The 20637-nt window shown below is 68.0% G+C and carries 22 protein-coding genes and 4 tRNA genes; 10 read left to right on the top strand and 16 right to left on the bottom strand.

The genetic code is table 11. The annotated features are described in order from the left end of the window. Nucleotides 1-186: 186 nt before the first annotated feature. The 5 genes from Pta02_RS30890 to Pta02_RS30870 all read right to left on the bottom strand — a co-directional run bounded on the left by Pta02_RS30890 (nt 187) and on the right by Pta02_RS30870 (nt 3044). Entirely contained in the window at nt 187-981 is a 795-nt protein-coding gene (locus Pta02_RS30890) for a barstar family protein (protein WP_203878502.1), read from the bottom strand. Nucleotides 982-1089: 108 nt separating this feature from the next. Continuing rightward, a tRNA-Phe gene (locus Pta02_RS30885) sits at nt 1090-1166 on the bottom strand. 27 nt (nt 1167-1193) lie between these two features. Next, nucleotides 1194-1268, bottom strand: a tRNA-Asp gene (locus Pta02_RS30880). Nucleotides 1269-1375: 107 nt separating this feature from the next. Next, nucleotides 1376-1448 (bottom strand) — tRNA-Glu (locus tag Pta02_RS30875). A gap of 96 nt (nt 1449-1544) precedes the next feature. Next, nucleotides 1545-3044: a metallophosphoesterase family protein gene (locus Pta02_RS30870; RefSeq protein ID WP_203878501.1), complete on the bottom strand. Its 1500-nt coding sequence runs from the start codon at nt 3042-3044 to the stop codon at nt 1545-1547. Nucleotides 3045-3100: 56 nt separating this feature from the next. On the opposite strand from Pta02_RS30870, the gene Pta02_RS30865 reads away from it, so the two are divergent. Together Pta02_RS30865 and Pta02_RS30860 are read left to right on the top strand one after the other, a co-directional pair. Beyond that, complete coding sequence (locus Pta02_RS30865) at nt 3101-3451, top strand: metallopeptidase family protein (RefSeq protein WP_203878500.1); 351 nt, start codon at nt 3101-3103, stop codon at nt 3449-3451. Nucleotides 3452-3631: 180 nt separating this feature from the next. Next, nucleotides 3632-4927 (top strand): MFS transporter, encoded by a 1296-nt coding sequence (locus tag Pta02_RS30860; RefSeq protein ID WP_203878499.1) that lies wholly within the window; start codon nt 3632-3634, stop codon nt 4925-4927. A gap of 1 nt (nt 4928) precedes the next feature. Here Pta02_RS30860 and Pta02_RS30855 read toward each other — a convergent pair whose 3' ends face one another. Continuing rightward, nucleotides 4929-5453, bottom strand: coding sequence for a PspC domain-containing protein (locus tag Pta02_RS30855; RefSeq protein WP_203878498.1), 525 nt, complete (start codon nt 5451-5453; stop codon nt 4929-4931). 229 nt (nt 5454-5682) lie between these two features. Here Pta02_RS30855 and Pta02_RS30850 point away from each other — a divergent pair, with 229 nt between their 5' ends. Further along, nucleotides 5683-6840, top strand: coding sequence for an acyl-CoA dehydrogenase family protein (locus tag Pta02_RS30850; protein WP_203878497.1), 1158 nt, complete (start codon nt 5683-5685; stop codon nt 6838-6840). 63 nt (nt 6841-6903) lie between these two features. On the opposite strand, the gene Pta02_RS30845 is transcribed toward Pta02_RS30850, so the two are convergent. Next, nucleotides 6904-7536: a 3'-5' exonuclease gene (locus Pta02_RS30845; protein ID WP_203878496.1), complete on the bottom strand. Its 633-nt coding sequence runs from the start codon at nt 7534-7536 to the stop codon at nt 6904-6906. A 117-nt stretch (nt 7537-7653) separates the two neighbouring features. Here Pta02_RS30845 and Pta02_RS30840 point away from each other — a divergent pair. Next, nucleotides 7654-7729 (top strand) — tRNA-Lys (locus Pta02_RS30840). Nucleotides 7730-7987: 258 nt separating this feature from the next. Here Pta02_RS30840 and Pta02_RS30835 read toward each other — a convergent pair. The 8 genes from Pta02_RS30835 to Pta02_RS30800 form a co-directional block, all read right to left on the bottom strand. Beyond that, nucleotides 7988-9370, bottom strand: coding sequence for a tyrosine-type recombinase/integrase (locus Pta02_RS30835; RefSeq protein WP_203878495.1), 1383 nt, complete (start codon nt 9368-9370; stop codon nt 7988-7990). Beyond that, the gene (locus Pta02_RS30830; protein WP_203878494.1) at nt 9367-9558 is read right to left on the bottom strand and encodes a helix-turn-helix transcriptional regulator; all 192 of its coding nucleotides are present in this window, start codon (nt 9556-9558) and stop codon (nt 9367-9369) included. Before Pta02_RS30830 ends, Pta02_RS30835 begins: the two co-directional genes overlap by 4 nt. Beyond that, nucleotides 9555-11297, bottom strand: coding sequence for a replication initiator (locus Pta02_RS30825; RefSeq protein ID WP_239131353.1), 1743 nt, complete (start codon nt 11295-11297; stop codon nt 9555-9557). The genes Pta02_RS30830 and Pta02_RS30825 overlap by 4 nt, the downstream gene beginning before the upstream one ends. Further along, a complete protein-coding gene (locus Pta02_RS30820; RefSeq protein ID WP_203878493.1) occupies nt 11294-11488 on the bottom strand; it encodes a hypothetical protein in 195 nt (64 codons plus the stop codon). The genes Pta02_RS30825 and Pta02_RS30820 overlap by 4 nt, the downstream gene beginning before the upstream one ends. Continuing rightward, nucleotides 11488-12912 carry an FtsK/SpoIIIE domain-containing protein gene (locus tag Pta02_RS30815; protein WP_203878492.1) on the bottom strand — a complete coding sequence of 475 codons (1425 nt, stop codon included), beginning with the start codon at nt 12910-12912 and terminating at the stop codon, nt 11488-11490. The genes Pta02_RS30820 and Pta02_RS30815 overlap by 1 nt, the downstream gene beginning before the upstream one ends. A gap of 81 nt (nt 12913-12993) precedes the next feature. Then, nucleotides 12994-13419, bottom strand: coding sequence for a plasmid replication, integration and excision activator (locus tag Pta02_RS30810; protein WP_203878491.1), 426 nt, complete (start codon nt 13417-13419; stop codon nt 12994-12996). A 110-nt stretch (nt 13420-13529) separates the two neighbouring features. Next, a complete protein-coding gene (locus tag Pta02_RS30805) occupies nt 13530-14264 on the bottom strand; it encodes a GntR family transcriptional regulator (RefSeq protein WP_203878490.1) in 735 nt (244 codons plus the stop codon). Nucleotides 14265-14848: 584 nt separating this feature from the next. Continuing rightward, nucleotides 14849-15019 carry a hypothetical protein gene (locus Pta02_RS30800; RefSeq protein WP_203878489.1) on the bottom strand — a complete coding sequence of 57 codons (171 nt, stop codon included), beginning with the start codon at nt 15017-15019 and terminating at the stop codon, nt 14849-14851. 146 nt (nt 15020-15165) lie between these two features. Here Pta02_RS30800 and Pta02_RS30795 point away from each other — a divergent pair, with 146 nt between their 5' ends. From Pta02_RS30795 to Pta02_RS30785, 3 genes are all read left to right on the top strand, one after another. Continuing rightward, a complete protein-coding gene (locus Pta02_RS30795; protein ID WP_239131352.1) occupies nt 15166-16590 on the top strand; it encodes a helix-turn-helix domain-containing protein in 1425 nt (474 codons plus the stop codon). Next, nucleotides 16587-17129, top strand: coding sequence for a flavoprotein (locus Pta02_RS30790; protein ID WP_203878488.1), 543 nt, complete (start codon nt 16587-16589; stop codon nt 17127-17129). Before Pta02_RS30795 ends, Pta02_RS30790 begins: the two co-directional genes overlap by 4 nt. Nucleotides 17130-17287: 158 nt before the next feature. Next, nucleotides 17288-17860 (top strand): hypothetical protein, encoded by a 573-nt coding sequence (locus tag Pta02_RS30785; protein WP_203878487.1) that lies wholly within the window; start codon nt 17288-17290, stop codon nt 17858-17860. Nucleotides 17861-18133: 273 nt separating this feature from the next. On the opposite strand, the gene Pta02_RS30780 is transcribed toward Pta02_RS30785, so the two are convergent. Then, entirely contained in the window at nt 18134-18736 is a 603-nt protein-coding gene (locus Pta02_RS30780) for a DUF6461 domain-containing protein (RefSeq protein ID WP_203878486.1), read from the bottom strand. Nucleotides 18737-19230: 494 nt separating this feature from the next. On the opposite strand from Pta02_RS30780, the gene Pta02_RS30775 reads away from it, so the two are divergent. From Pta02_RS30775 to Pta02_RS30765, 3 genes are all read left to right on the top strand, one after another. After that, nucleotides 19231-19536, top strand: a complete 306-nt coding sequence (locus tag Pta02_RS30775; protein WP_239131351.1) for a hypothetical protein — start codon at nt 19231-19233, stop codon at nt 19534-19536. 129 nt (nt 19537-19665) lie between these two features. Beyond that, on the top strand, nt 19666-19881 hold the full coding sequence (locus Pta02_RS30770) for a hypothetical protein (RefSeq protein ID WP_203878485.1): 216 nt from the start codon (nt 19666-19668) through the stop codon (nt 19879-19881). A 345-nt stretch (nt 19882-20226) separates the two neighbouring features. After that, nucleotides 20227-20637, top strand: coding sequence for a hypothetical protein (locus Pta02_RS30765; RefSeq protein WP_203878484.1), 411 nt, complete (start codon nt 20227-20229; stop codon nt 20635-20637).

Here is a 20637-nt window from a genome sequence, read left to right as displayed (position 1 = left end):
GGGCGCCGAGACCGACATCCCCGTCCCTTCCGCCGATGAGACAGCGGGGCGGGACGAGTGGAGGGATTCCCGGGGAAAGGATTCCATCTCCTGAACCTCGTCGCCGAGCGGTGAGCCTGATCCGCGGGGAAGGGCGGGCACCTCGTCAGCGGGGTCCCGCCCCGGTGAGGATGCGCCGGGCTGCGGTCACCTCAGCACGACATCCACATCACGCTCCGCGAAGATCTTCTGGATGACCTCGAAATAGGAGGGAGCGTCATCCGCCTCTCCCAAGGTCCTCGTCAGGGACTCCCGCGCAACCTGGGAGTCGCTCCAGATCAGAGTGAACGGCGTCCTGGCTCCGAAGCGACCCGCCAAACAGTCGTCCAGCGCATCGAGATTCCAGCCGAAGTAGCCGCCGGGCCCGTTTATCGCCTCTCCGATCGCGAGGTAGAAGGCCGCCTCACCGGTGACGTGGGTTCCATCGAGGTGGTACACGCATCCAGGCGGGCGATCGAGCCCCTCGACCCTTCGGGGGATGCTGCGGCCGACGATGGTCAGCCATTCCCGCCTGCCCTCCGGCCCGTACGGCGCCCACTGGTTGAGCCGATCAGGCCGAGCCGAACGCCAGCGCTCCCAGACATCACGCCCGCCGGCCGACGGACTGTCGAATCCCCACAGAGCGATGATGTCCACCCGCTCAGGATCGAGTCGCGAGGATCGCCACTCGATGATCTCGCCCATCCGGAAGTCCACGAAGGGCCCTCCCGCCACATCGAGCATCCGGAGCCGTAGCGAGTCCAGCGGATTCCTCCGGCGATAGCGCTTGGATCCCTCAAGATGATCACGTAAGCGCCGAGCAGGAAGGCATCCCAGGATCTCTACTGTGAGATCCTCATCGCTCTCCGCCGACTCGACGAAGACGCCCTCTGCATCGAGACCGGCCCCAAGAACCTGATCATCCTCATCGAGCAGAAGGAACTTCGGCTGGACGGAACCCATGCGCCCATCTTCACCCAGGATCAAGGACGTTGCTGTCAGCGTCGCTGTCATTGGAGATCAAAAAGCCCCGCACGGCGAGCCGTACGGGGCGTTCTTGCTCTTCAGGTGTGGTGGTCAGGGGCAGGGTCGAACTGCCGACCTTCCGCTTTTCAGGCGGACGCTCGTACCAACTGAGCTACCTGACCTGGGCGGTGAATGAACACCCACCAGAGCGGTCCTGACGGGACTTGAACCCGCGACCTCCACCTTGACAGGGTGGCGAGCACTCCAAACTGCTCTACAGGACCTTGCTTGGCCGGAAGTTTTTCGCTCCCGTCCTTCTTGCCTTGCTTAGCTTACCAGCTCTTCGGAGGCCTTCGACCTGCCGTTTCCCTGGCGAGCTTTCGCTCGGCCGTGCCCCCAACGGGATTCGAACCCGTGTCGCCGCCTTGAAAGGGCGGTGTCCTAGGCCACTAGACGATGGGGGCTCAGGACATGCGTCCCGCTGCCGTTGCCGTCTTCCGCTGGAGACCTCTGAAGCATAGGGGACATTCGCCCCCGATGCCAAAGTGGTTTCCCCCGACTCACGGCGTAGCGGTGCCGGCGGTCGAACCCGTCGGAGAAGGGCTGATCGTCGGCTCCGGTGAAATTGTACGCCCAGGGTCGTTCTCGAGGTGACGCTGGATCTGCACCGACTGCTCTCCGAGCCCTCCGAGAGTGATGTCGTCCCAGGCCCGGAGCCTGCGCGTCTCCCTGTCGAAGTACAGGACCGAGGCCGTGACCGGGGTCGGCTCGTCGTGTTCGAGGGCGCGCAGGCCGGCACCGCCGGTGGAGCCCTGGACGAGCACGCGGGTGCCGGAGGGCAGCATCTCGGTGGAGCGTGCATGGGAGTGGCCCGTCAGGACCATGGGGACCGAGCCCGAGAAACCCTTGGCGATCGTCGGGTCGTGCACCGCCACGAGGTCGATCGGCTCGGCGGCCTGCGTGAGCCGTGCGCCGTGCTCCCGGCCGAGGGCGGCCAGGGACTCGAGGTCGGAGTCGACCGCCACGGACTTGTCGGGGGTGAAGCGGGGGTCCCCGAGACCGTAGATGCGCAGCCCGGCGACGGTCTTGGACGTGCCGTCGAGGACGATCGCGCCCTTCTGCCTGGCCACGGCCCGCTGGGTGGCCTTGGAGTCGTGGTTTCCGCGCACGAAGACGTACGGGACGCCGAAGTTGCCGATCTCCTTGACGAAGTTGTCCTCGGGGCCGGTGCCGTGGTCGGTGATGTCCCCGGTGTCGACGATCACGTCGATCTTGAACTGGGCGGTGATCGAGCGGATGAGGTTCCAGGCGATCAGGTTCAGGTGGATGTCCGAGACGTGCAGGACCCGGATCGCGGTGGGGTCGGCGTCGTAGACGGGCAGGGCCGAGACCGTGTCGTAGAGCTGGGAGACGTTGTTGACCAGTTTGGCCAGCTGCCCCCGGTAGGTCTCGAACTTCGTCACGATCGACTCGGCGTCGCCGACCAGGGACGGCGCTCCGGCGAGCAGGCCGGTGTACTCCGGCTCCACCACGGCGTCCGGCCGGTACGTCACGATCGTCGCCGTGCCGATGCCCGCGATCATGACGACGGCGCTCAGCAGGCCGGCCAGGGCGGCGCGGGGACGCCGGAAGACGATCAGGCAGCCGATCAGGCCCCCGGCCAGGCCGCAGAGGATGACCCGCAGGATCAGCCGGCCGACGCCGTCGCTCAGCTCCTGTTCCAGCACCTCGGGGAGCCGGTCGGCGAGCCGGGGATCGTCGAGCAGGGCCTTGATCCGCTCGGTGTTGATGTTCTGCAGGGTCGCGCGCAGCCGGATGGGCGCGTCATGGGTGTCGAACTTGAGCGTCCCGAGCGGGTGGGCGTCCACGACGGTCTCCCCCGTCAGGGACAGCTCCGCGGACATGCCGGCCTCGACCGGCCCCACCACGGCGCGCACGGGGCCGGCGAGGCTGATTCCCAGCCACGCTCCCGCCAGGGCGACGGCGACGACCGTCGCAGCCCTGGCGACCCGCCCCGACACCAGCCCGCGGGCCTTCTGGGTCCAACGCGTGAGATTCATGCACCTCCACCCCTACCCATTTCCAGAGATCCGGTTACCCGGAAAAGAGGGGCAGAATGGCAGATGTGATCGAGGTCTCGAGAGAGAAGTTCGAGGAGCTCGTGGCCGAGGCGCTGGACACGATCCCCCCGGAACTGACGAAAGTCATGGACAACGTGGTCGTGGTGGTCGTGGACGACCCGCCGGAGCCGGACCTTCTGGGCCTCTACACCGGCATCCCGCTCACCGAACGGGGCGACTGGTACGCCGGAGTGCTGCCCGACCGGATCGAGATCTACCGCAACTCGATCTGCGCGATCTGCGACACCGAAGACCATGTAGTGGAAGAAGTGCAGATAACCGTCGTTCACGAGATAGCGCATCATTTCGGCATTAGCGATGAGAGGCTGCACGAACTCGGCTGGTAATCGCCGGTTATCAAGGCCGCATCCCCTATCACCGCACCTCATGACCGATATTTCCCGATCTGGAATTACAGCTTGCATGAGGTTGGTCACTTCGGGTTGCGAACCGGCGCCTCAACGGGCACCGTAGGTTACACAGTGGATACACGGGGTCAGGTTCGCCTGCCAGCTCAGCGGAGTCATATGGCTGCCACCAGGTCCGGGCGGTCGACCGGGCGGCACCGCCGTCCGGCCGAAAGGCGGGCGACCTACGGCGAAGTCCTCGCCGTCGGGGAGTTCCGCGCGCTGTGGGCCGGTCAGGCGCTCTCGCTGCTCGGCGACCAGCTCTCCCGGGTGGCCCTGTCCGTTCTGGTCTTCCAGCGGACCGAGTCCCCGCTGGCCACCGCCTCGGTCTACGCGCTGACCTACCTGCCGCCGATCATCGGCGGGCCGCTGCTGGCGGGTCTGGCCGACCGCTACGCCCGCCGCCGCGTCATGGTCGTCTGCGACGTGCTGCGCGCCCTCATGGTCGCGCTCATGGCGGTCCCCGGCACCTCGTTCGCCGCCCTGTGCGCCCTGGTCTTCTGCGTGGTGCTGCTCAGCGCGCCCTTCTCCGCCGCGCGGGCGGCGCTCCTGCCCGAGCTCCTCGAGGGCGATCGCTACGTCGCGGGCTCGGCCCTGCAGAACATGACCAACCAGGCGGCGCAGATGCTCGGCTTCGCCGTCGGCGGCGCCCTGATCATGGGGATGGGACCGTACCGCGCCCTGGCCCTGGACGCGGCCACCTTCATGGCCTCCGCGTTGATCCTGATGTCCGGGGTACGGCGGCGCCCGGCTCCCCTGCGCGGCGACACCGACCGTCCCTCGATGTGGACGATGACCCAGGCCGGGGCCAGGCTGGTCTTCGGTGATCCGCGGCTGAGGATCCTGGTGCTCTTCGCCTGGCTCTGCGGCTTCTACGTGCTTCCCGAGGGAATCGCGGCCCCCTACGCCGCGACGCTGACCGACGACCCCCAGCAGATCTCGTTCGTCGCCGGCCTGCTCATGGGCGCCATGCCCGCCGGGACGGTGGTGGGCGCCTTCCTGTTCAGCCGCTACGTCAGCCCCTCCAGGCGCCTGCGCGCGATGGGCTGGATGGCGATGCTGACCTGCGCCCCGCTGATCGCCTGTGCGATGCGGCCGCCGCTGGCCGTGGTGCTGGTCCTGTGGTTCGTCTCGGGCATCGGCGGCGCCTACCAGCTCGCCGCGAACGCCGCGTTCGTGCAGTGCGTGCCCGCCGAACGGCGCGGCCAGGCCTTCGGGCTCGTCCAGTCCGGCCTGCTGGCCGCTCAGGGGATCGGCATCTTCGTCGGCGGCGCCGCGGCCGACGAGCTCGGTCCCGAACCGGTGGTGGCGCTGGCCGGCGCGGCGGGTCTCTTCGTCGCCGCCACGCTGGCCATGCTGTGGACAGAATCTCGCAAGGACGTCATCAGGAGGGTCCGCACGACGGCGACCGCCTGACTCAGACCTGCGGCTTGGGCTCGTCGTCGCCCCGGGGGGCCTGCGGGGTGGCGTACCGCGGGGGCTCGGAGCCGGCGTACGGCGAGACCGGGTCACGATAGTCGGGGTAGGACGCCGGCGGGTCCTGGTGCGTGGGGTGGGACACGCCCTGGTGGCCCTGGTACGGCGCGCCGGTCCGGTCGTTGTGGGTGGCCCGGGCCCAGCCCTGCTCGGCCTTCGCCAGCCCCTCGCGCCAGCCGCGCTCGGCCTTGGCCCTGGCGTCCAGCCAGGCGGGGTTGTCCTTGTTGTTCTCGATCAGGTCCTGGACGATCGACCTGTCCTTGCCCTCCTCGGGCAGCAGGAGCCAGCCGACCGCGTACAGGGCCACCCCGAGACCACCGAAGATGGTGGCGACGGCGAGGATCGCGCGGATGATGTTCGGGTCGATCCCGACGTAGCGGCCGAGGCCCGCGGCCACACCCGCGACGATGCGTCCGTCCCTGGTCCGGCGGAGCTGCTTGACGCCTGAGAAGTCGTTTTCGCTCATGTCCTCAGACTGCCCTGCGGCGGGGTCGCGTCACATCGGGATTCCCCCTGGCCGAACCCTGACACCCCCGCAATACCCTGACAGGGCCACCACCGACCCCGGCCCGGGATCCGGCCGGCCGTACGACCTCGGCAGGGCCGTTCCGCACGGCCTGGGCGGAGTCCCGTACGGCCTCGGCGGGGTCACCCGTACGGCCCCGGCAGGGTCACCACGGACGAGAGGAACCCTCATGGACGATCTCCTGCGCATCGACGACGTGCTCTCCGAGGAACAGCGCCTCATCCGCGACACCGTCAAGGGGTTCGTCTCCGACCGGATCCTCCCGCACGTCGGCGACTGGTTCGAGGACGCCGCCTTCCCCGCCCGCGAATTCGCTCCCGTACTCGGCGAACTCGGGCTCCTCGGCATGCACCTGGAGGGGTACGGCTGCGCGGGGCTGGACGCGGTCTCCTACGGCGTCGCCTGCCGTGAGCTGGAGGCCGGCGACTCCGGCCTGCGCTCGTTCGTGTCGGTCCAGGGCTCGCTGGCCATGTTCCCCATCTGGAAGTACGGCTCCGCCGAGCAGAAGGAGGAGTGGCTGCCCCGGATGGCCTCCGGCGAGGCGATCGGCTGCTTCGGGCTGACCGAGCCCGACCACGGCTCCGACCCGGCCGGCATGCGCACCCACGCCAAGCAGGACCCCTCCGGCGACTGGATCCTCAACGGCTCGAAGATGTGGATCACCAACGGCTCCGTCGCCGACGTCGCCGTGGTGTGGGCCCAGACCGAGGAGGGCATCCGCGGCTTCGTGGTCCCCACCGACACGCCCGGCTTCTCCGCTCCCGAGATCCACAAGAAGATGTCCCTGCGCGCCTCGGTGACCTCCTCTCTCTACTTCGACGACGTCCGCCTGCCTGCGTCGGCCGTACTGCCCGAGGTCCTCGGGCTGAAGGGTCCCCTGTCGTGCCTGTCGGAGGCCCGCTTCGGCATCCTGTGGGGCGTCGTCGGCGCGGCCCGCGCCTGCCTGGAGTCGGCAGTCGACTACGCCAAGACCCGCGTCCAGTTCGACAGGCCCATCGGCGGCTTCCAGCTGACCCAGGAGAAGCTCGCCTGGATGTACGTCGGCCTCGGCCAGGCCCAGCTCACCGCGCTCCACCTGGGCCGTCTGAAGGAGCTCGGAGAGATCACCCCGCGTCAGATCAGCTTCGGCAAACTGGCCAACGTCCGGGCCGCCCTGGACATCGCCCGCCAGGCCCGCACGATCCTCGGCGGCAACGGCATCACCCTGGAGTATCCGGTGATCCGCCACATGAACAACCTGGAGTCCGTACTGACCTACGAGGGCACCCAGGAGATCCACACGCTGGTGCTGGGCGAGGCGCTGACGGGCATCCCCGCCTACCGCTGAGGCCGGCGGGACCCGTGGGCTACGTGAGCGGGACCCGTGGGCTACGTGAGCGGGACCCGTGGGCTACGTGATCGGCCGCCGGCGGGCCTCCCGCTGCGGCAGCCCGCAGGGGCGCCATTCGGGAGCCTGCGCCGCCCTGTACAGCCGATCCTGCCAGGAGCCGCCCTTCCGCAGGAAGGAGCGGAACAGCTCGGCGGTGGCGCGGGCGTCGACCAGCGCGGCGTGGGCGTTCACCAGGGGAACCTCAGCACGCTCGCAGCAGGCGGCCAGGGTCCACTTGCCGTAGGGCAGGAACTCCGGGGCGAGCCGCTGGGTGCACAGCGTCTCCGTCACCCAGTGGCTCCCCGGGAGATCCTTGAGGAAGCGCAGATCGAACGGGGCGTTGTGCGCCACCAGGACACGCCCGGCGACGCGGCTCCAGATCTCGTCCAGCACCTCGTGGATGACCGGCGCCCCCTCGACCATCGCCCGGGTGATGCCGTGGATGTGCACGGCCCCGGTGTCCCGGCGCGGGTCGACCAGGGAGTGCCACTCGTCGACGGTCTCGCCCTCGCCGTCCAGCGAGATCAGGGCGATCTCACATATCCGGTCCCCCCTGGCCGGCGAGAAACCCGTCGTCTCCACGTCCACCACGACATAACCGCCCCGCGCGGACTCACGAAGGGAGCCGTCCAGCTCCGGTCCAGATCTCGTCACACCCTCTACTGTAGGAAGTATCCCGCCCTCCCACCCGCCGCTCGAGTGAACAGACGCCCTCTCCCGCACCTGGCAACGGGCGTCGGCGGACACTATCCTCGGTACGCTGTCTCAAGCGGGGCGTTAGCTCAATGGTTAGAGCTGCGGACTTTTAATCCGTAGGTTCTGGGTTCGAGTCCCAGGCGCCCTACCACTCCCGACCAGGAATTTGGGCTCTGACCAGGGCTTTCATTCCTGTCGATCTTCACCGGCCCATGCAGTCGGACGCAGTCGGATGCAGCCGTCTGCCAGTGGTCCCGGAATATACGCGGAATGCGATCTTGAGCGTTTCCCCAGGCGGGCACTGGCGTTCCGGAGGCGTCCGGAGCGATTCCGGGGCCGTCGAGGCCGACATGACGAAGGACCCCGAGAGCTTCCCGGGGTCCTCCGCTGCGCCGTGCCGTGGTGGATCTCATGTGCCGAGCGCCGCCAAGATCCGCTTGTTGGCCGTCTCGTGTTGCCCGTCGATGCACTTGGCGTAGACCCGGAGCAGCACATCCACCCCGTGCCCCGCTCGCTGGGCGACCTCGGGGGCATGCACTCCGGCGTTCAGCCACAGTGAGACGGCCGCATGCCGCAGGTCGTACGGCCGGCGCGCCAGGGGCGAGGTGACCACCTCGGGTGGGAAGGCGAAAGCACGAGCCTGCTTCCAGACCATCGAGACCGTCGAGCCGGGGAAGCTCTTGCCGTTCCTGGTCCGAAACAGCCGGCCATCTTCGGCGACGCCGTACTCCTCGATGTGCGCCCGCAGGATGGCCACCAGTTCGGGAGGGATGGGAACGTGCCGGGTCTCCTTCTCGTGGCGGTGCTTGAGCCCGCGTTCGTCGTTGGCCTCGCCGGAGTCGGTATAGCGCTTGTTGCTCTCCGGCCGGCTCTTCTCCAAGGTCAGCATCCCCCACCCGGTCTCCGGGAGATGACAGTTCGCCTCGCGCAGCCCGGCCGCCTCCGCCGGGCGCAAAGCGCCGAAGTACATGCAGGCGAACATGGCCGCCATCATCACCCCACGGGTACGGCCCGCGTAGGTGACGGCAGTCAGCAACCGCCGCGCTTGAGCGGGGTTGACCACCGAGCGCCGATCAACCTCGTCACTGGTCTTGGTCTTGCGGAACTTCACCTTGTGGATCGGATTTGCCGAAAGCTCGCCGAGCTCCACGGCGTACTCCAGCACCCGGTGGAAGACCGCCCGCTTGCGCCGGTAGGTCGAGGCCGCCGCAGCCTTGCCGTCGAGCCGCAGCGAGAGGGCCTCCAGCGCCGCCCGGGTGTGCTTGGGCTCCTCCATCGCAGTGAGGGGCAGGGAAGCCGCTTCGAGCCAGCGCACCACCCGGAGCACCTTCTCAGAGGGGACCGGACGGCGCTCCTCGGGCACGAAGGAGTACTCAAGCAGCACCCGCCTGATGTCCTCGTCATCCGGACGGCCGGGATGGTCGTTGACCAGGATGGGCGTGACGTAAGCGAGGGAGTCGGTGATGCCCTCACGACTCTTGGCCGCCGCATGAGGCCACCAGGCTTGGACATAGGCCACGGCGAGGGAGTACCAGGTTCGCCCCTCCTTGGCCTCGATCATGGAGAGGGGAAGCCCGCTCCCCAGGTCGAACGCCTCCCCGTTCTTGGCCGCCTGCCGCAGGGAGGACAGGAAATTCTCGGCGAGACCCTTCGTCTTGAAGGTCGAGGACTTCTCCCGGTTGCCCACCGTCCAGCGCACGGTGTGGGAGACGATACGGGGCTTCTTGCCCGGCCCCTCGGATCGCGTGTTGCTCCGGATCTCCCAGAACCTCACCCTGTAGGAGGTGTTCATGCCGCCCTCCGGAGGGATTCGAGCCAGGCTTCGAACTCGCTCCGGTAGAGCCGGATGTCGCCGTTGGGCAGGCGGAACCCGGCCGGGAACTTCCCGATCTCACGCCAGCGGTAGAAGGTGCGTTCCGAGACCCCGCGCAGCTCTTCGAGGATCTCGGGGACGGTCATCAGCTCGTCTTTCTTCTTCATGCCGCCACCTCCATCCCCGGAGTTGCCGAAAGTTCGTCGAGGGGTCTGCCGTCTGCTCTGGCCTGGAGTTCGGCCAGCCGTGCCCGGGTGCGTTGCCGGTCGGCGATGCTGCGCAGCAGCCGTTTGGCCAGCGGGCTCCGGGTCGGGTCTTTGGAGGAGACCGGGTGCCAGACGTAGCGGTGCGGGTCGCTCTCGGCGGGATCATCGGCCAGGCCGAGCGCATCCAGCACCCAGGCCCGGCGGTCGGCCTTGTGCTCGCGCAGGGTCTTGTTGGACCACTTGCGCGAGACCAGCACGCGACGTCCGGCGTAGCCGAGGTGTTCGGGCTTGTGCGCCTTGCCCCGGCACCGGCCGGGAAGCATCCCCCGCTTCGCACCCTTGGGCTGAATGCCGTACCGCAGCCAGTTCGCACACGTCGGCGAGCACGGTTCATAGCGCAGGGCGTCGACCATCCGGGCGGCGTGGTCCCGGCGTGCCTGATAGTGCGGCTCGTCCGGGGCGAGGGACTCCCCCAAGGACTTGGTCAGGTATTTGCTCAGGTACCAGATGCACTGGTCGGCATCGGGGGTGCCGGCCAGCACGCCTTGGACGTCGACCTGGTCGCCGAAGCGGACCACGTGCAAGGGTTCGGCGTCCTGGTCGGCGTCGAGCTGGTCGAGGGCCTCCTCCCAGGTCGGCAGCACTTCCCCGGTGACCGGGTCGAAGTAGTCGCCGCTTTGCCCGTCCGGGTAGGTGCCGCCATCGGGCAAGTCGGCTCGCGGGTTCCACACCGGCAGGTGCTCGCCCTCGAAGCGCACCTCATCAACGGCCGGCCACCACACCTGGTGGTAGGTGGCCGCCGCAATCGCCTTGATCTCCGCACGTGGCAGCGTGCCCCGGATGGCCATGTGCAGATGCGGCGCGAGGCGCTTCTGCGGCTCGATGGTGGCGAAGTACTGCACGTCGTAGCCGGCCACGCGCCGCAGGTTCTGCACGAACCGATCCACCAGCTTGGAGAAGTGCAGCGCATCGCGAGCGGCCCGCGCGTAGTCGTAGGTCGAGGGGTCGACCGGTACGCCCTGCCCGGCCCGGATGCGGCCGTAGGAGGGCAGGGTCAGGGTGACGAACAGCGAAGGTCGCAGCACCTTGCCGTCGGTGCCGGTGAAGGTACGCCCGAGGGTGGTGTCCTGGCGTGCCCGCTTGGGCAGATCCGGAGCGTCCTGCCGTCTGCGGGTGGAGCGGGAGCGCTTGGCGGCCGTACGGCCTGCCAGACTGCCCCGCATCCCAGCGGCATTGATCTCCTCATCGATTTCGACGATCGCGGCATCCCAGTCGGCGGCCTCTGCGGTGTTGCCGTCGCGTTCGGCCGCGTCCCGCTTGGCTTGAACATCGGCGCGGAACTCGACCAGCCAACGCTGCTCCTCCGTCGAAGGATCCGGCTCGGTGATCGGTTCGCTCTCCAGGTGCCAGCCCTCCCGACACTGGGCTTTGCGCAGTTGCTTGTTGCGCTGCGCGCACGGCGGGCACTTGGCTTCCTTGGTGTTGCCGCACGGGACGTCGAAGGGCTGTTGCCGGCCGGTACGGGTGTCGAGTCGCCGCATCTCGATCGGCCGGATGCACACGCCGTTGAGCTTGGCCACCTCGATCATCACGTCCAGGGCCATGGGCAGCCGGTCACGTACAGCGCGGGGCAGCCGGGGACGGGAGGCGTCCACCGACGTGACGGCGTCAGGGGTTGAGGGGGTGGGGGCATCGGTCATGAGTCCTCCTTCCTGTCGATCAGGTCGGCGCAGAGCCGGTAGGCATCGCTGTAGGGGTCTTTGCGCAGGCGAGCGGAGTCCAGATCGATGGTCAGGACCACTTCGCCCAGCTCGGAGCCGTCGAAGGTCCGCAGCCGACGGAAGGGCAGGGCGTCGATCTCGGCTTCGGTGCCGTAAATGGTGATCTTCATCAGACTGTCTCCTCCGTCTCGAACAGCGCGGCCATCTCGCGGATGTCGGCATCGGAGACGTAGGCCGCGCGGACCCGGATCGGGTCGGGCGAGGTTTCCAGCCGGACGTAACCGACGCCCGCGCCCTCGCTGGGGATGAAGGAGATGTGATCGGCCAGCGCGCCCCGATCACGGGCACCGTCGCCGAGCACCATGTCCACCTGTTCGGACTCGTCCAGCCGGAGCGCGATCTTGTCGGGGAACAGGTTGCGGATGGTCAGCACGTCCTTGCGCGGATCCTGAAGCGCGGCCAGGACCCCGAAGCCGACCGCTCGACCCTGGGTGGTGAGAGTCGCCAGCGCGGCCATGGTGCGTTGCTTCAAGGCCCGGTCGCTCTGGTAGGCGGTCAGGAAGGCGACCTCGTCGACCACGACGAGAATGAACGGATCTTCGACGGTGGGGATGTGTTCGCGCTGGACTCCGGCGAACTTCGCGGCGCGCTTCTGCATCAGGGACACGGCCTCATCCAGCAGGTCGGCGCATTCTTCGGGCGTCGCGGCATAGTGACCTTCGAAGATGGCCCGTCCGAAGGACAGTTCCATGAGCTTGGGGTCCAGTCCCCAGATCTGGGTGATGCCGGACCAGACCGCCGGGAGCAGGGCGCGGATGACCGACCACAGGATGGAGCCCTTGCCGGCCCCGGTCGCACCGGCCACGAGCACATGTGTGCCGTGGACCTTCAGTCGCCAGGGACGGCCGTCCTCACAGATGCCGATCTCGACCGGCTCGACCGAGACCGTCTCGGGTAACGCGAGGGCCGGTAAGGGTACGGCCAGCGGATCGCGGCGCGGGAAGGTCAGCAGCAGGCGGCCTGCGCGAGCGACCGAGACCCGGCACGAGGTGGCGCCGAAGCCGTGGGCCAGGTGCTCGATGCGGTCGGCCCAGTCGGTGACCGCCTGACCGGTCAGCATCTTGACGCTGACCAGGTCCGCCCAGGAAGTGCAGCGCACGCGGACCAGGCGGGGAACGTAGTCACGGCCCCGGAGGTGACGGGCCAGTCCGGAGATGACCATGACCGCGTGCCAGTGCCGCCGATACACCCAGATCAGTCGCCAGAAGGCCAGCAGCCGCCGGCCGAACCAGGCGTTGAAGGAGTCCCGGTTGAACAGCGCCCACGGCAGGAGCACCGAGAAGGGGATCCAGACGACCACCAGGGCGAGGCGCCAGCCGTACAGCCAGGCCACCACGGAGGGGACGGCGAGCACGGCCACGGCGACGGGATGGCGCCAGACGATGCGGACGAGGCCGATCAGCAGGCGACCGATGAAGATCGCGATGGTGACGGCGGCCGGGGTACGGATGACCGCCGGGCGGAAGACCACGGCGGTATCAGGGGTGGTGGAAACGAGAGCACGTGTCTCGTCTCCGGGCAGTTTTTTGAACATCGGACATCAGTCCTCTCTGTGATTCGCATCTGGGGAGGTGAGGAGCCGCCGGAAGGACCAGTTCCAGCGGCTCCCTGCCTGTCAGGCCGCCGCGACGTCCTTGCCGGTCGGGGCCTGCTTCACCGGAGCGCCGACGCGCGGAGTGCGCATCACCGTTGCCCGGATGGAGTAGGCCAGCCGACCGGCCTGGGAGACGTACGGCGTGACGCTCATGCCGTCGAACTCGACCGGCGTGAACGGCGAGCCCGGTACCGGCGGTGGAGGCACCGGCTGCACCGGAGACAGGATCTTGACCGCCACGGTCTTCTGACTGGCCTTGAGCGCCGGGTCGGCGTCCATGACCGGGACCTGCCAGACGAGTTGGCCGGTGATCCTGTCCTTGGCGTAGACGGTGCGGCCGTTGGACGAGGCGTCGAAGTCCTTGACCTGCTCGACCTCGCCGACGACGTAGCAGCCGTGCGGGAAGACCTGCTCGAAGGTGACGGGGATGGGTCCTTGGAGTGCCATGATGTGCTCCTGTCGTCTACTCGTTAACTCGTATTGTCGAGTTGAAAGTAACTCTTCCAACGCAAACTCGACAATACGAGTTTCCGAGAAGGTATGTGACTTAGGTCACATCACAGGCTGTAGGCGTCTTCCAGCTCGTGCAGAGTGCCGGGAAGCGCGACCTCGATGATCAGCACCGGACGACCGGACCCGTCGAAGATGCGGGACAGCACCGCCAGGACCGCAGCCGTCTTGGTCAGCCCCAGCGTTTTGATCTCTTCGGGCAGCGGGTGCCGAGCGGCCAGGCGCTCGATGACGTGGTCGAGCTTCACGCCCTTGATCCGCTGCATGTGCTGCCGTACGCCCACGGTCAACGGCTCCACGCCGCCGAGATCGGTGCCTTCGGCCAGCTCGATCGGGCACCAGAAGGTAACCAGTTCGCAGGGCTTCCCCGCATCGGCGAGCAGCACTCGGCGCATCACGACCGGAGCGCCCTCCGGCAGCGACAGCAACGCCGCCACATTGGCCGGGGCCGGCCGGGAACCCGCTTCCACGATCGTCGCCCCCTCGCGCACCTCCACGCGATCCAGCACGGCGCGTCCGGGGCGGGAGGAGTCTTCTTCGGCCGGCGGGGAGGGCTTCACGAACGAGCCCTTGCCGTGCTCGCGGTCGATCACGCCACGGAGCTGCAAGACCTGGAGCGCCCGTACGACGGTCGGACGGGAGACGGCGAACTCGCGGACCAGTTGGGTCTCCGAGGGCAGTTGGGAGCCGGGCGGGTAGGTGCCGTCAGCGATCTTCCGCCGGATCGCCTGCACGATCTGGGCGTACTTCGGCGGTGCATACTCTTCATCAGAGATCGACATGACGATAACCCAACTACTCGACTTGTCGTCAGCATAGAGATCTACAAGGAGGTTGCCTAGACATCCGCGCCTTCCCTGATGGTGAGTACGGCGATGCGGGACACATGGCCCCCTCCACTTCTCGGCCAGGTCAGCCGCACCGCCGTACCCGTCTATCGAACGCGTCCGGCCAACAGATCAGCCCAGACCGCCCACGCTTCCCGCTGCAACCATGACCGGCTCTCCAACACCTGATGTCCGCCGTCGAGCTGGACCGTCCGCCGGATGAAGCCTTGCCCGGCCCCCACCCGCAGCTCGTAGATCACCGATCGGCACACGCAGGTCCAGGCCACCGGCCGCGCCCGCTCCAGTGCCGGGTACGGCGTCCGCCACTCCAACCGCACATGATCACGCTGAGCCGTGGAGACATGAGGGCTCACGCCCGTGCAGTCATCGAGGGGAGACACCGCACGGCTCCATCGGCGCCGCGATGCCCAGCCCGTCCGGCTCACCTCGCAGAGACTCCGCAGCGTCCACACCGGAGAACGCCTCATCCGTCACCGGGTGCGATGCCTGTGCCAGCCCGCTCATGCCCGGCTCCACACTCACGCCGCCGCAGGGAAGCCGAGTCCCTGACACGTCGAGCAGATGTCCCGTACTCGCGGCAGGGGCGGCACGGGACCGTCAGGGCTGGCGATCAGCGCACGGCGGAAGCTGACGTACTTCCAGCCGCGTCCCTCGCAGGCGAAGCACGACCGCTCGACCTGTCCACTCATCCGATCGCTTCTCATGCGCTCCAGAGTCGCCGTCCACGGCGCCCATGCCCATTCCCAGGCGGTATCCCTTGACGGGATGGGTCGTCGGCGGGTCAGGATGGGATCACCGCGCGACCTCGGATCCCCCGCGAAGGGACACGGCCCCGATGCCCGAGATTCCCGGCTCCATCTGGCAACGGCCCGACATGCTGGCCGCACTGCGAGCACGCGACATCGGGCGGGTCCTCCATCTCGTGCGCCAGTACGCCGGAGTGTCACAGACCTCCATCGGCAGCATGATCGGCATGAGCCAGGGCAAGGTCAGCGGCATCATGAGCGGCAGCCAGCAGGTGACCGCGCTGGAGGTCTTCGAGCGCATCGCCGACGGCATGGACATGCCGGACGCCGCCCGGCTCGCTCTGGGACTTGCTCCCCGTACGGCCCCTGCTCCGGTCATTCCCTCCCGGGATGACTACCACCGGCATGCGCCGAGCTTCTCGGCTCCGTCTCGTAGCGTGGAGTCCGTCCAGCGAGGGGAGGACGAGACCACCGTGCGACGTCGCGAATTCGTCGGTCTGGCCGGGGCCGCTCTGTTCGGAGCCGTCGTGGCCGACAGCACTCCGGCCGCCGAGCCCGCATCCGGCGTCGAGGACCTGGCCGCCGCCCTGACCGAATACCCGCCTCCGGCATCCGGCGTCCCGGAGCTCGCACCCCTGGCCGCCGCCGTCGCCCAGGCCAAGCAGGATTACCAGGCATGCCGCTATGGCGAGGTGCTGACCGCCCTTCCCGCGCTGTTGCGCTCTTTGCGTGCCGCCTGCACAGCGTTGGACGGTGACGACCAGTTGAAGGCGCACGCGCTGTCAGCCGAGGCGTATCACGTGGCCGCCTCCATCATGCTCAAGCAGGAGGACAAGGGATTGGCCTGGCTTGCGGCCGATCGCAGCGTCCAAGCCGCCCAGCTGTCCGAAAGCCCCCTGATGATCGGCTCCAGCGCCCGCATCATCACCCACGCCCTCATGGACGGAGGCCACCACCGAGCCGCCGCCGGCAACGCGGGCACCGCCGCTCAACGCATGGACGCCGACCTCACCCGGCCCTCCGAAGACGAGCTGTCGGTGTACGGCGCGCTGTTGCTGCGCGGAGCCATCGCCGCCGCCCAGCACGGCAACCGCCACACCGCCGCCGAGCTGCTGGACGAGGCCGAGCAGGCCGGCCGCCGCCTGGGCCACGAGGGCAACCACATGTGGACCGCCTTCGGCTCCAACAACGTGCTGTGCCACCGGGTCAACACCGCTTTGGTCATGGGCGACGCCGGAACCGCGATCGAGTACGCCCGCCGGGTGAACATCGACGCCCTGCCGATCAACGAACGCAAGGCCACGCTCCTGCTCGACACCGCCCGCGCCTTCCTGATGTGGAGCAAGCACGACCGGGTCCTGCACATCCTGCGTGCCGCCGAGCAGATCGCCCCCGAGGAGATCACCGGCCGTCCCGCCACGCTGCGATTGGTGCGTGACCTGCTGGCCACCGCACCGATCACCGTCCGCCGCGAGGCCCACGAGTTCGCCGACGCCCTGGGAGTCAGCACGTGAGCCAGGCAGGCAAGGTCCTGTACGTCATCGTGTGCGCCGCCGGCCCCGCCGCCGACGTCGGCCGCCTGGTCGCCCTGGCCCAGGACGAAGGCTGGACCGTCCAGGTCGTCGCCACCCCGTCCGCGCTGGACTTCATCGACGCCGACGCGCTGGAGAAGCAGACCGGCCGCTCGGTGCGCAGCCGCTACCGCAAGCCGGGTGAGCCGAGGTCGCCGAAGGCCGATGCCATCATCATGGCGCCGGCCACCTACAACACCATCAACAAGTTCGCCCAGGGCATCGCCGACACCTACGCCCTGGGCATCCTGGCCGAGGCTCCCGGTTTGGGCATCCCCGTGGTCGTGCTGCCCTTCGTCAACACCGCCTTCGCCTCCCGCGCCCCGTTCCGCCGCAGCGTCGAATCATTGCGAGCCGAAGGCATACACGTCCTCCTCGGCCCCGGCCAGTTCGAGCCCCACGCCCCCAGCTCCGGAGCCGGCCGGACCGACGCCTACCCTTGGCACCTCGCCTTGGACAGCCTCCGTCGAGAAGATCTCTGAGACGACTTCGCCATAGTCGACAACCACCCAGCCACGACAAGTGACCCGCTCGATCCGCCACCTCAGGAGCCCGGGATATCCCGCGTACATGGAGACAGCCGGACCAGGTAGACCGGGGAAGAACCTCAGCATCCTCACCACCTGCATAAAGTGCACACATGGTCGCTTCCCAGGTCGCCGGTCCCGCCAGCGAGACGCCGCAGCGCGGCCGGTGGCGGTGGGCTCTCGCCGCTTCGGTGATCATCGCTTCGATGCTGACGGTGCTGGCTGCGGCGACCCCTGGCGGCAACACCCTGCTGATCATCGCCGCTGTTCCCGCATGGCTGTTGGCCTTCTGCCTGTGGGTCATGTTTCTTGCGGTTCGCCGCTACCGGCGTAGCCGATGGGTCTACCTGCTGCCTCTAGCCGGTGGGCTGGTCTTCGCCCTGGTCAGTTCAGGAACCCCGCTGCGCATCGCTTTTGCGATGTCCGAGCCGGCTCTGACGACGTACGCGGCGGCTCTGCCGGAACAAGAACGCTGGATCTTCCACGAAGAACAGGCCGGAGTGTTCGCAATCGATCAGGCACGCCGCTGGAACGGGATCACGGAGCTCCGCGCGAAGAACTCTGGAGGGATGCTGGAGCAGTGCGGATTCGCTCACGTCTCCGCCGGACGCGTGCAGGAGCTCGGGACGCCTCAGATCACTCACCTGACCGGTGACTGGTACGCCGTGTGCATTGACTTCGATTGATCGCCCTACGTCCTGCTGACCGCCGAGCATTCTTTAGATGCAGGCACGACAGGCCGCGAGCAGACAGCGAGCCCGGAGTGTTGCCGAATTGTTCTTGTAGGGATCAAGCGGCGGCGCGCCGCGCCGCCGTACCCGGCCCTCTGCCGCACGCCGCCCGGGCGTGCGGCGTGGGCGCCGGTCCCGGCCGGCGGCGACCCGGGCCGTCCACCGACCCGCGCACCCGCCGTACCCAACCAACGCACCGACCACCGGCACGCCGCCGCCGCATGAGCCCTAAACCGGTGAACGGACGACACCGCCCAGCAATGGCCCGCGCAAGACCTCCGGAGTCAGGACAACGCGAGTCAGCCGTACTGCCAGTAGCAAGGCCCTGCCCACTGCCGGATGATCGGCGTTCTCGCCTTCGTCCTCGCCTCCCGGCGTACGTGCGGGATCGAAGCCCACGGCCCTCATGGCGTCCACAAGACGATCAGGGTCCCTCCCGTAGCGCCATGCGGGAATCGTGGGGTTGAAGGAGGTCACTGTCTCTCCGTCGCGGGCGTACACGAAGTTGCCGGTCGCGTGGTCGTGACGCAGGACCGACACAACCTCTGTCGCGGCCGACAGGGCCCGTACGGCATCGCGTTCTGTTGCCTGCCATCCGCCTCTCTCGATGAGCACGGTCCAGCCGCCCAGCCTCCCGGCTAAAACCGTGTCGGGGAACAGCCCTTCATCATCCAGCTCTTCATATGTGAGCGGCCGAATGCTCCCCTCTGCGGCGCCCACGCGTCGAAGCGCCTCCGCCTCGTCGAGCCCCCACACGAAGGTCAGGCACCACACGTCGCCCAACTCATAGTCTTCGGCCAGCCAAGCGACGTCGGCGTATGTGATCTCCATCCGCACCACTCCAAGCCGTCTTCCTCAGGTATGCCGCCAAAGTAACGATCACCTCCGACATTCGTGCGCCTCCTGATCTGCCGCTCTTAAAAACCATGTGCCTCCGGCAGGGGCACTCCGGCTCCGGGATGATCGCCAGGAGCAAGAGCCGAGTTCGTGGATGGCGGGGGCCGGATCTTCCCGTCGCCGCCGCCCCAGGACAAGCCGAGCAGGCCGGGGCCAGGGGTCAAGGTCGTTCGTCCGGTGGGGCGCTCCACCTTGACCCCTGGCCCCGGCCCGCTCCCCGGAGGGTGGGACGACGGCGACGGGAAGATCCGGCGGTCGGGGTGTGTGCGTCCGCACGGGGGTTCTCAGGACGTGCCCGTCGCGTGCCCGTCAGCAGAGGGAACAAGGGGAACTCACGGGGAATCACGGGCAGCCGAAGCACTTCCCCGCAGGTCAGCGTTTCGCCAGCTCAGCGACCAGGTGGGTTAGAGACTTCCCAAGCTGACAGCTTGGCCCCACGGGGTCTCCACATCGTTCGGTACGGCGACTACGGTGAGGGAGTGGACGAGGCCGAGGCGAGTGCGGAGAGGTGGCGTGAACAGATTCGGGCGCGAGGTTCCATCGAGCAGGAGCGTGAGGCGCTGGCCCGGCTGATCGAGTACGACCACGATCCGTTCGAGACCGAGCTGTATGAAAGCTCCTCCGACCCGCAGAACCGGTTGGTCAACAAGGCCGAGAGGTCATACACCGGTCAGTACGACCGCCGCCTACGCCGGCTGCGAGAGCGGGCCAGGCACGCCGAGGTCGATGAATAGCCGTTACGGGATATACGCGGGATGATCTACCGCAGTCAGGGTCCAGACCGGTGCCTCTACCCTGGTGGGAAGCCATGTCATCGCCAGGAACGCAGTCCTCTTGAAAACCGCTGGCAGTAGGCTGGCCACGTGGAAGAGATCATGCTTCGACTGAATCGGGAGGCCGCTACGGTCCTGCGTGACCACCTCTACATGGTCGGCGAGCACTTCGCGGCCGGCACGCCCGTGGTGCAGTTCCCACGGGAAGACGAGGAACGGCTTGCCAAGGTCATGTGTGACCTGGACAAGGCGCTCGGCGGCCGTGGCTGTATCGCATGCGCCATGGGCGGACGTTCCCACCGCTAACCCGCCCGCGGTCATCAGCAAGATCCGGAACATACGCGGAACACCCTTCCTCTCCCCCTGGTGATCACCCGAAGCAACGCCAGGTCAGAGCGCCGAGCGCCCCATAAGAAGCCTTCCTCTTTTAATCCGTAGGTTCTGGGTTCGAGTCCCAGGCGCCCTACCACTATTTACGCAGGTCAGCGGCCTGATCCTGATGGCGTCAGCGGGGTCGGCCGAGCCGTTTCCTAGATCATGTTCCCCCGGTGTTCCCGTGTTCCGCCACACCACGGTCGATTCCCGATCATCTCCATGAGCCGTGCGGACGCTCTGTGCCACCCTGCGGCCACCGAGACGAGGGGATCACAGGTGGCGCGGATCATCGAGCGCACGGCCAAGAGCGGCGCGAAGTCGTGGCTGGTGAAGTGGCGGATCGGCGGCGGGCGGGACGGCAAGGAGGACGTCGAGACCTGCTACGACAGGACGATCGCCGAGTCCTTCGCCGAACTCGTCGAGCATCATGGTCAGCGGCGGCCACCGGGCTGCCCGAAGGGCTGCCACGGCCTTCAGGACCCTCATTTCCGCGATGACGGCGACCTGGGCATGCCGACGTTCGAGGCGTACGCGCGCACCGAGTACGCCGTCCGGCCGGGTGCTTCCCCGACGCAGCGGTTCACCTACCTGGCCGACGCCGAGCGGCACGTCTTCCCGTTCTTCGGTCACCTCCGACTGGACGAGGTCACCGCCGGGTGTTGCGGGAGTGGGCGCAGTGGATGCTAA

Origin of the sequence: Paraplanobispora takensis (assembly GCF_016863195.1) — a bacterium.
Taxonomy (GTDB): domain Bacteria; phylum Actinomycetota; class Actinomycetes; order Streptosporangiales; family Streptosporangiaceae; genus Planobispora; species Planobispora takensis.
Note: the sequence above shows the minus strand (reverse complement) of the source record. Positions and strands in the feature narration are given on the sequence as shown.

Excerpts from the sequence above, each read along its gene's own strand:
- Pta02_RS30890 (WP_203878502.1), bottom strand. The coding sequence starts at position 981 with ATGGGTTCCGTCCAGCCGAAGTTCCTTCTGCTCGATGAGGATGATCAG.
- Pta02_RS30870 (WP_203878501.1), bottom strand. The coding sequence starts at position 3,044 with ATGAATCTCACGCGTTGGACCCAGAAGGCCCGCGGGCTGGTGTCGGGG.
- Pta02_RS30865 (WP_203878500.1), top strand. The coding sequence starts at position 3,101 with ATGGCAGATGTGATCGAGGTCTCGAGAGAGAAGTTCGAGGAGCTCGTG.
- Pta02_RS30860 (WP_203878499.1), top strand. The coding sequence starts at position 3,632 with ATGGCTGCCACCAGGTCCGGGCGGTCGACCGGGCGGCACCGCCGTCCG.
- Pta02_RS30855 (WP_203878498.1), bottom strand. The coding sequence starts at position 5,453 with ATGAGCGAAAACGACTTCTCAGGCGTCAAGCAGCTCCGCCGGACCAGG.
- Pta02_RS30850 (WP_203878497.1), top strand. The coding sequence starts at position 5,683 with ATGGACGATCTCCTGCGCATCGACGACGTGCTCTCCGAGGAACAGCGC.
- Pta02_RS30835 (WP_203878495.1), bottom strand. The coding sequence starts at position 9,370 with ATGAACACCTCCTACAGGGTGAGGTTCTGGGAGATCCGGAGCAACACG.
- Pta02_RS30830 (WP_203878494.1), bottom strand. The coding sequence starts at position 9,558 with ATGAAGAAGAAAGACGAGCTGATGACCGTCCCCGAGATCCTCGAAGAG.
- Pta02_RS30825 (WP_239131353.1), bottom strand. The coding sequence starts at position 11,297 with ATGACCGATGCCCCCACCCCCTCAACCCCTGACGCCGTCACGTCGGTG.
- Pta02_RS30820 (WP_203878493.1), bottom strand. The coding sequence starts at position 11,488 with ATGAAGATCACCATTTACGGCACCGAAGCCGAGATCGACGCCCTGCCC.
- Pta02_RS30815 (WP_203878492.1), bottom strand. The coding sequence starts at position 12,912 with ATGTTCAAAAAACTGCCCGGAGACGAGACACGTGCTCTCGTTTCCACC.
- Pta02_RS30810 (WP_203878491.1), bottom strand. The coding sequence starts at position 13,419 with ATGGCACTCCAAGGACCCATCCCCGTCACCTTCGAGCAGGTCTTCCCG.
- Pta02_RS30805 (WP_203878490.1), bottom strand. The coding sequence starts at position 14,264 with ATGTCGATCTCTGATGAAGAGTATGCACCGCCGAAGTACGCCCAGATC.
- Pta02_RS30800 (WP_203878489.1), bottom strand. The coding sequence starts at position 15,019 with ATGAGTGGACAGGTCGAGCGGTCGTGCTTCGCCTGCGAGGGACGCGGC.
- Pta02_RS30795 (WP_239131352.1), top strand. The coding sequence starts at position 15,166 with ATGCCCGAGATTCCCGGCTCCATCTGGCAACGGCCCGACATGCTGGCC.
- Pta02_RS30785 (WP_203878487.1), top strand. The coding sequence starts at position 17,288 with ATGGTCGCTTCCCAGGTCGCCGGTCCCGCCAGCGAGACGCCGCAGCGC.
- Pta02_RS30780 (WP_203878486.1), bottom strand. The coding sequence starts at position 18,736 with ATGGAGATCACATACGCCGACGTCGCTTGGCTGGCCGAAGACTATGAG.